The sequence below is a fragment of the Pseudomonas sp. HMWF006 genome (assembly GCF_003061205.1).
Classification (GTDB): Bacteria; Pseudomonadota; Gammaproteobacteria; order Pseudomonadales; family Pseudomonadaceae; genus Aquipseudomonas; species Aquipseudomonas monsensis.
The window spans coordinates 853-10,144 of record NZ_QAIU01000639.1; the positions used below are offsets into that span (position 1 = coordinate 853).

Here is a 9,292-nt window from a genome sequence, read left to right on the forward strand (position 1 = left end):
GGCCGAGCTGACGCATGCGTTCGATCAGGCTCACCGCCAGCAGCGAATGGCCGCCCAGTTCGAAAAAGTTGTCGTGACGCCCGACCTGCTCGACCTGCAACACCTCGGCCCAGACCTGCGCCAGCGCGGTTTCCACTGAACCTTGCGGTGCAGCGTATTCGCGGCTGAGCCAGGCGTCCTGATCCGGTTCGGGCAAGGCCTTGCGGTCGAGTTTGCCGTTGGCGGTCAACGGCAGCGCAGACAGGCGCACATAAGCGGCGGGCACCAAGGCCTGCGGCAAGCGTGCCTGCAGATGCAGGCGCAGGTCCTCGATGTCGACTGCCGTGCGCGCCGTGAACCAGGCGATCAAACGCGCCTCGCGCACCAGCACCACCGCGTCCTGCACCGCCGGATGACTCGACAGCGCGGCGTCGATTTCCCCCAGTTCCACGCGCACGCCGCGCAGTTTGACCTGATCGTCGTTACGCCCCAGGTACTCGATGTTGCCATCGGCCAACCAGCGTGCGAGGTCGCCGGTGCGGTACATGCGCGCCTGCGGTTCGTCGCTGAACGGGTCTTCGAGGAAGCGTTCGGCGCTCAGGTCGCGGCGGTTCAGATAACCCCGGGCCACCCCCGCGCCACCGACGTACAACTCACCCGTCACGCCCACCGGCACCGGCCGTTGCTGATCATCGAGCAGGTAGACTTTGGCGTTGCTGACGGGCCGGCCGATGTGCAGCAGCCGGCCGGCATTGATCTGGCCGGAGGTCGCGACCACCGTGGCCTCGGTCGGGCCGTAGTTGTTGATCACCGCAAAGCTGTGTTCGCGGGGGAACTGGCGCAAGCGATCGCCGCCAATCAACAATGTGCGCAGCGTCGGGTGCTGCAGGTCGCGACTGAAGGCGTATTCGGCGATCGGAGTCGGCAGGAAGCTGACCTGCAACGGTTGCGCGCACCACCAGTCGAGCAAGTCGTCGAGGTGTTCGTTGCCGATCGACTGCGGCGGCAAATGCAGGGTCGCACCGACGCACAGCGCCGGCCAGACTTCCCAGGCCATCGCGTCAAAACCGCAACCGGCGACACTCGCGGTGTGGCTGCCCGCGCGCAGGTCGAACGCCTCGCAGTGCCAGTGCACGAGGTTTTCCAGGGTCGCATGTTCGACCATCACGCCTTTCGGCTGGCCGGTCGAACCCGAGGTGTAGATCACGTAGGCCAGATGCGCCGGGGTCAATGTCGGCAGTTGCGGATTGGCGTCGGACAGGTGCTGCCAGATGTCCTGGTCGAGGTCGATCACCGGCACCCGGCCCAACAGCTCACGGGTCGAGGCCTGTGCCAGCACCGCCACCGGATCGCTGTCCTGCAACAGGTAAGCGATGCGTTCCGCCGGGTACGCCGGATCGACCGGCACGTAACCGGCGCCGGCCTTGAGGATCGCCAGCAGCGCCACCAGCATTTGCGGGCTGCGTTGCAGGCACACGGCGATCCGGTCGTCCGGTTGCACGCCGAGGCCGAGCAAGTGATGGGCCAGGCGATTGGCCTGCTGATTGAGTTGCGCATAGGTCAGTTGCTGCGCGCCCTGCACCACCGCCAGAGCCTCTGGTTGTTGCGCGGCCTGCACTTGCACCAGCGCCTGAATCGTTGCCCCGCGCGGGTACGCCGTCGCTGTCGGGTTGAAGCCGACCAGCAAGCGCTCGTATTCCTCCACCGGAAGAATCGGCAAGCGGTTGAGCGGACGTTGCGGCGCCTGTTCCAGCGCGTTCACCAGATGCTCCAGCGCGGTGTGCATGTAGCCGCAAATGCGCTGCGCGCCGATCTGCGTCAGCGCCAGCACCGCGAGGGCGAAGCCTTCGCCCAGGTCGTCGACGCTGAGGGTCAGCGGGTAGTTGCTGCGCTCTTCGCCGCCGAGTAACTGCACACCTTCCCAGATACCCTGACCGTCACGCGGCTGCGCCTCGGCGGCACTGTGCCGGTAGTTGAGAATGGCGCTGAACAGCGGCGCCCCGGACACCGCGCTGCAGCGTTGCGCCAGCGCGAGTGGCGCATGTTCATGGGCCAACAGCGCGGTCAAGCGTGCGTGTGTGGCCTTGACCGCGCCTTGCACGCCTGCGCTGACGTCCACGCGCAACGGCAAGGTGTTAATGAACACGCCCAGCGTGCGGTCGGCGCCCTCGCCGCCCTGCAGACGGCCCAGCAGCACCGTGCCGAACACCACGTCGCGGCGGTTGGCAAGCACGCCCAATACCTGCGCCCAGGCCACGTGCATCAGGCTCGCCGGACTGACGCCCAGTTGCCGGGCCTGCTCGCGCAGACGCCGGGTCAGCCCGGCATCGACGGTTTGCTGCGCCTCCTCGATGTCGCCGCCATCGCCTTGCACGTCATGCAGGCCGAACGGCAGGGTCGGCTCGTCGATATCGCCAAGCATGTCGCGGAAGAACGCTTCGTGCTCCTGCTCATTGGCGCCCAGCCGCGCCTGCGCCACGTAGTTACGATACGGCATCGGCGCGCCGAGGCCGTCGGCCTGATCGAACATGAACGCACGCATTTCCTCGCCCACCACTGCCATCGCGGTGTGGTCGAGGATCAAGTGCTGGAACAGGATAATCGCCACCACCCGCTGCTGCGCCGGGTCCTCGGCATAGACGATGCGCATCAGCGGCGCCTGGCTGAGGTCAAGGCGGTGATAGCGCGCATCGAAGCGTGCGTGCAACTGTTCGAGAATGTCACCTTGCGCCGGGTCCAGCGCCACCGCTTGCACCACCAGCGGAGCCTCGCGCCACACCACCTGGTGCGGACTCGACAGTCCCTCCCAGACCACGCTGGTGCGCAGGATATCGTGGCGTGCGATGACCTGCTGCAAGGCATTACCGAACGTGCGCAGACGCTCGACACTGTCGAACGCCAGTCGCGATTGCAGCAGGTATGGATCACCCTGTTCGGCGCTCAGGTGGTGATAAAGAATGCCTTCCTGCAGCGGCGCCAACGGGTAGATGTCCTGCACGTTGGCCGCGCCACCGGGCACCGTGGCGACGATGCGCGCGATGCTCGGCTGATCGAGTTCGGTCAGGCTCAGCATGTCCGGGGTGATGTGCGTGCAGCCTGGCGGGATCCGGTTGGCCGGGACTGCAATTTCACGACCGCTGCCCACAGCGGCGGCCAGTGCTGCCAGGGTCGGCTGGTTGAATAACACGCGCACGTCGGCGGCGAGGTCGATCTGGCGCATGCGTTCGATCAGGCTCACCGCCAACAACGAATGCCCGCCCAATTCGAAGAAGTTGTCGTGGCGCCCGACCTGCTCGACCTTCAGCACGTCGATCCAGATCTGCGCCAGCGCGATTTCCACCGCACCGTGTGGCGCCTCGTATTCGCGGCTGAGCCACGCACCGTGCTCCGGTTCCGGCAAGGCCTTGCGATCAATCTTGCCGTTGGCGGTCAACGGCAAGGCCGCCAGCCGCACGTAAGCTGCGGGCAACAGAGCGTCGGGCAGGCGCGCCTGCAAGTGATTGCGCAACTGTTCGATGTCAACCGCCGAGCGCTCGGTGAACCAGGCGATCAGGCGCCCATCGCGCACCAGGACCACAGCTTCCTGCAACGCCGCGTGACTGCCGAGCGCGGCTTCGATTTCACCGAGTTCGATGCGCACGCCGCGCAATTTGACCTGATCGTCGTTGCGCCCCAGGTACTCGATATTGCCATCGGCCAGCCAGCGCGCCTGATCGCCGGTGCGGTACATGCGCGCCTGCGGGTCGTCGCTGAACGGGTCAAAGAGGAACTGCGCAGCGCTCAACTCGGGGCGATTCAAATAGCCACGCGCCACGCCCGCGCCGCCGACATACAACTCGCCCGCCACGCCCACCGGCACCGGACGCTGCTCGGCGTCCAGCAAGTACACCCTGGCATTGGCGATCGGCCGGCCAATGTGCAACGGCTGGCCACACTCCACCCGCCCGGAAGTCGCGACCACCGTCGCTTCGGTCGGACCATAGTTGTTGATCACCTCGAAGCTTTGCAGGCGCGTGAACTGGCGCAGGCGATCGCCACCGATCAACAGCGTGCGCAAGGTCGGGTGCTGCAACTGACGGCTGAAGGCGTATTCGGCCACCGGTGTCGGCAGGAAGCTCACCTGCAACGGCTGCGCGCACCACCAGTCGAGCAACTCGTCCAGGTGCTCGTTACCGATCGACTGCGGCGGCAGGTGCAAGGTCGCACCGACGCACAGCGCTGGCCACACTTCCCAGGCCATGGCGTCGAAACCGAACCCGGCGACACTCGCGGTATGACTGCCGGCCTGCAGGTCGAAGGCTTCGACGTGCCAGTGCACGAGGTTTTCCAGGGTCGCATGTTCGACCATCACCCCTTTCGGCTGGCCGGTGGAACCGGAGGTGTAGATCACATAGGCCAAATGGTTCGGCGTCAGCGCCGGTATCCGCGGATTGGCATCTGACAGGTGTTGCCAGCATTCGCTGTCGAGATTGATCAGCGGTACGCCACCGAGCAGGTCGCGGGTCGAGGCCTGGGCCAGGACCGCCACCGGCGCACAGTCCTGCAACAGGTAGGCAATGCGCTCCGGCGGGTACGCCGGATCGACCGGCACATAAGCGGCGCCGGCCTTGAGGATCGCCAACAGTGCGACCAGCATGTCCGGGCTGCGCCGGGCACACAGGGCGATCCGGTCGTCGGGCTGCACGCCAAGGCCGATCAGGTGATGCGCGAGGAGATTGGCGCGCTGGTTGAGTTCGCCATAGCTCAATTGCTGCGTACCTTGCACCGCCGCCAGGGCCTCGGGATGGGCTACCGCTTGCTGTTCGAAAAGACGCTGTACGGTTTGCGCAGGCGGGTATTCACGCCCGGTGATGTTGAACCCGACCAGAACCCGCTGCCGCTCGCTGGGCGACATCACCGAAATCTGCTGCAGCGCAGTGGCCGGAGCGTGCTCCAGTGCTGTCAGCAGGTTGTGCAGCGCGGTTTGCAGGTAATCGCAGACCCGCACGCCATTCACTTGCGGGACGGCTTGCACAGTCAGGCCAAAGCCTTCACCGAGATCGTCGACGCTGATTACCAATGGATAGTTGCTGCGCTCGCGGGAACTCAGCACCTCGATGCCATCCCACGCCACGCTCGCCGATTGCGCCGCGCTGTGGCGATAGTTGAGCAAGGTGCTGAACAGCGGCAGCGCCGCCGATACACCGCTGCAACGCTGGGCCAGCGCCAGCGAGGCCTGTTCGTGGCCCAGCAGTTGCGCCAGCCGCTCGTGGGTGGCGCGCACACCGTCCTGCACCGCCATCGCGCCGACGCTGACCCGCAGCGGCAAGGTGTTGATGAACATGCCCAAGGCGCGGTCGGCGCCCTCGCCACCCTGCATGCGCCCGAGCAAGACCGTGCCGAACACCACCTCGTCGCGACCCGACATTTGCGCCAGCACCTGCCCCCAGGCCTGGTGCACCAGGCTGGCGGCGCTGATCCCGAGCCGGCGCGCCTGTTCGCGCAAGCGCCGGGCAACGCCGGCGTCCAGCGCCTGCACGGTATCGACAATGCTGCTGCCGTCGCCATGCACGTCTTGCAGGCCGAAGGCCACGGTCGGTTCGTCGATGTCGCCGAGCATGTCGCGGAAAAACGCTTCATGCGCCTGAGCATTGGCGTCCAGTTGCGCCTGCGCCACGTAGTTGCGGTACTGCACCGGCGCCGGCAGTTCGCGAGCGCCTGGTTGCAGGCTGTCGTTCATTTCTGCCAGCAACACCTCGAGTGCGGTGTGGTCGAGGACGATGTGATGCAGCAACAGGATGCCGACCCAGCGCTGGTGTTCGCGGTCTTCGCTATAGGCCAGCCGCATCAAAGGCGCACGGCGCAGGTCGAGGCGGTAGTGACGCGGATCGAAACGCGCCTGCATCTGCTCCAGCACGTCGCCTTCGAGCAGGTCGGCATCGACGCGCTCCAGCGCCAGCGGCGCTTCGCGCCACACCACCTGCACCGGTTCTTCCAGGCCTTCCCAGACCACGCCGGTGCGCAGAATGTCGTGCCGGGCGATCACTGCGTTCAGTGCGCGAACGAAGGCCTCGATCTGTGGCAGACCCGCGAAGGCGAACTGCGCCTGCAGCACGTACGGGTCGCCGGCGCTGGTCGCCAGGTGGTGGTAGAGAATCCCCGCCTGCAACGGTGCCAGACCGTAAATGTCCTGCACATTGGCGACGCCGCCGGGCACCGTGGCCACAACGCGGTCGATGGCGGCTTGATCGAGTGAAACCAGTGGCAGCAAGTCCGGGGTGATCCGTGTGCAATCGGCGCTGATCCGATTGTCCGGCACCACGAGGCGATGGCCGCTGCCGAGCGTCGCCGCCAGTGCCGCCACGCTTGGCTGGCCGAACAGCACGCGTACGTCGCAGTGCAGATCGTGCTGACGCATGCGCTCGATCAGTTTTACCGCCAGCAGCGAATGGCCGCCGAGTTCGAAGAAATTGTCATGACGGCCTACCTGTTCGACACCGAGCAGGGTCTGCCAGAGGCCGGCAATCAGCGTTTCCACGTCACCCGACGGTGCTTCGAAACCGCGCCGGGCGAACGCATCGCTTTCAGGCTGCGGCAAGGCCTTGCGATCCAGCTTGCCGTTGGTGGTCAGCGGCAACGCATCGAGGCGTACGAAGGCGCTCGGCACCATGTAGTCGGCCAGCGACAGCAGCAACGCGTCGCGCAATTGCGCGGCACTCGGCGCGGCGTCTTCAGCGGCCAGCCAGTACGCCACCAGCCGCTGATCACCGGGACTGTCTTCGCGGGCGATGACCACCGCTTCACGCACACCGTGGCAGGCCGCAAGACGCGCTTCGATTTCGCCCAGTTCGATGCGGAAACCGCGAATTTTCACCTGATCGTCATTGCGCCCCAGGTATTCGAGGCTGCCGTCTGCGGTCCAGCGTGCGAGGTCACCGGTCTTGTACAAACGGGCGTCGGTGCGGCCGCTGAACGGGTCGGCAATAAAGCGCTCGGCGGTCAGCGCCTGGCGATTGAGGTAGCCACGGGCAACCCCGGCACCGCCGACGTACAGCTCACCGATAACGCCGGCCGGTACCGGTTCGCGTTGGGCGTCGAGCACGTACAGTTGCAGGTCGGGAATGCCCACACCAATCGGGCTGCGCCCGACCAGATGCGCATCCGCTGCGGCCAATGGCCGATAGGTCACGTGCACGGTGGTTTCGGTGATGCCGTACATGTTCACCAGGCGCGTGCCGGCATTGCCGACCCGCGCATACCACGGCTTGAGCAGGCCCGGTTCCAGCGCTTCGCCGCCGAACACCACTTCGCGCAACGAGTGCTGCAACGGGCTGCGCCCCTGCGCGGCGATCAACTGGCGGAAGGCACTCGGGGTCTGGTTGAGCACGGTGACGCCGCTGCGGCACAGCAACGCGTAGCAGTCGTCCGGGGAACGGCTGACCGTTTGCGGCACCAGCAGCAACTGGCCGCCGAAGGCCAGCGCGGCCCAGATTTCCCACACCGAAAAGTCGAACGCAAAGGAATGGAACAGTGCCCCGACATCTTGCGGGTTGAAGTTGAACCACGGCTGGGTCGCCGCGAACAACCGCACCACGTTGCGGTGCTCGACCATTACGCCTTTGGGCAGACCGGTGGAGCCGGAGGTGTAGATCACATAGGCCAGATGGCTCGGCAGCAGTTCAGGGATGTACGGATTGCTGGTCAGTTCGGCGTGCAGTTGCACACTGTCGAGGTCGATTTGCACAACCTCGGCACCGGCCACGCGCTCGGCGGTGTCGGCCTGCATCAACAGCGCCACCGGGGTGCTGTCCTCAAGGGTGTAGGCGATGCGTTCCAGCGGATACGCCGGGTCGATCGGCACGTAAGCGGCGCCGGCCTTGAGCACGCCGAGCAGACCGACGATCATCTGCGGGCCGCGCTCGACGCAGATCGCCACCCGGTCATCCGGGCGGACACCGCGCGCCAGCAAGTGATGCGCGAGCTGGTTGGCGCGGCGATTGAGTTCGCCGTAGCTCAGGGTGTGCCCGCCGAACATCAGCGCCGGCGCTTCGGGCCGGGCCCGTGCGTGGGCTTCGAACTGTTGGTGGATCAGCGGTGATTCGGGGAAGCGCGGCGCCAATGAACGGTCACCATGCAGGAGTTTTTCACGCTCGGCTGCCGGCAGGATATCGAGGCTGTGCAGCGGCGTATTCGGCGCCGATTGCAGGGCGTGCACCAGACTGTGCAGCGCGGTGTTCAGGTAACGGGCGATGCGCCCGGCACCGAGGGCCGCGTCCGCCAGCGCGGTAATGCGCAAGTCTTCACCGAGATCATCAATATTGACGGTCAACGGGTAGTTGGTGCGCTCACGGGCGCCCAACACCTGCACGCCAGGGGCCAGATCGCTGACCTCGGCGACGTCTTCCGCGCTGCTGTGCCGGTAGTTGAGAATGGCGCTGAACAGCGGTGTCGGCACCGCGACGGCGCTGCAGCGCTGGGCCAGTGCCAGTGACGTCTGCTCATGGGCGAGCAATGCGGTCAGGCGCCGATGGGTCGCCAGCACCGCCTCGCGCGCCCCGTCCTGCCCGACATCCACGCGCAGCGGCAACGTGTTGATGAACATGCCCAGCGCTTGCTCGCCGCCCTCGCCTGCCTCCATCCGCCCCAGCAGCACGGTGCCGAACACCACCGCCGTGCGCCCGGACAACTGGCCGAGCACCCGGCCCAGCGCCAGGTGCATCAGGCTGGCGACACTGACCCCGAGCTGGCGCGCCTGGCCGCGCAGTTGTCGACTCAACTCGGGCTCAAGCATCAGCAAGGCTTCTTCGATGGCCTGGCCGTCGCCTTGCACATCCTGCAAACCGCAGGGCAAGGTCGGCTCGTCGATGTCGGCGAGCATCTCGCGGAAGAACGCCTCATGGAACTGTTGGTCGAGGCCCAGGCGCGCCTTGGCCAGGTGATCGCGATACGGCACCGCCGGCCCGACCTGCGCGGCCTGGCCGAGCAGGTGCGCACGGGTTTCCCGACGCACCACATCGAGGGCGACGTGGTCCATGATCAGGTGATGAAACAGCAACAGTGCGACCACACGCCCGTTCGCCGGGTCCGCCGCATACACCAGACGCAGCAGCGGCGCCTGCTGCACGTCAAGACGGAAGGTGCGCGGATCGTGACGTTCGAGCAGTTGCGTCAGCACGTCGACACCCGGGTCGAGCCGGACTTCTTCGCAATGCAGCGACGCATGGCGTTGCACCACTTGCAGCGGTTCATCCAGGCGTTCCCAGACGAACGAGGTGCGCAGGATGTCGTGGCGTTCGATCATCCACTGCAGCGCCTCGGCGAAAGCCTCCAGACG

The 9,292-nt window shown here is 66.2% G+C and carries 1 protein-coding gene; it reads right to left on the reverse strand.

Features of this window, described 5'->3' with window-relative positions:
• Positions 1–9,292 (reverse strand): non-ribosomal peptide synthetase (locus DBR24_RS29650; protein WP_256591982.1); only part of this gene is annotated, 9,292 nt, incomplete at both ends.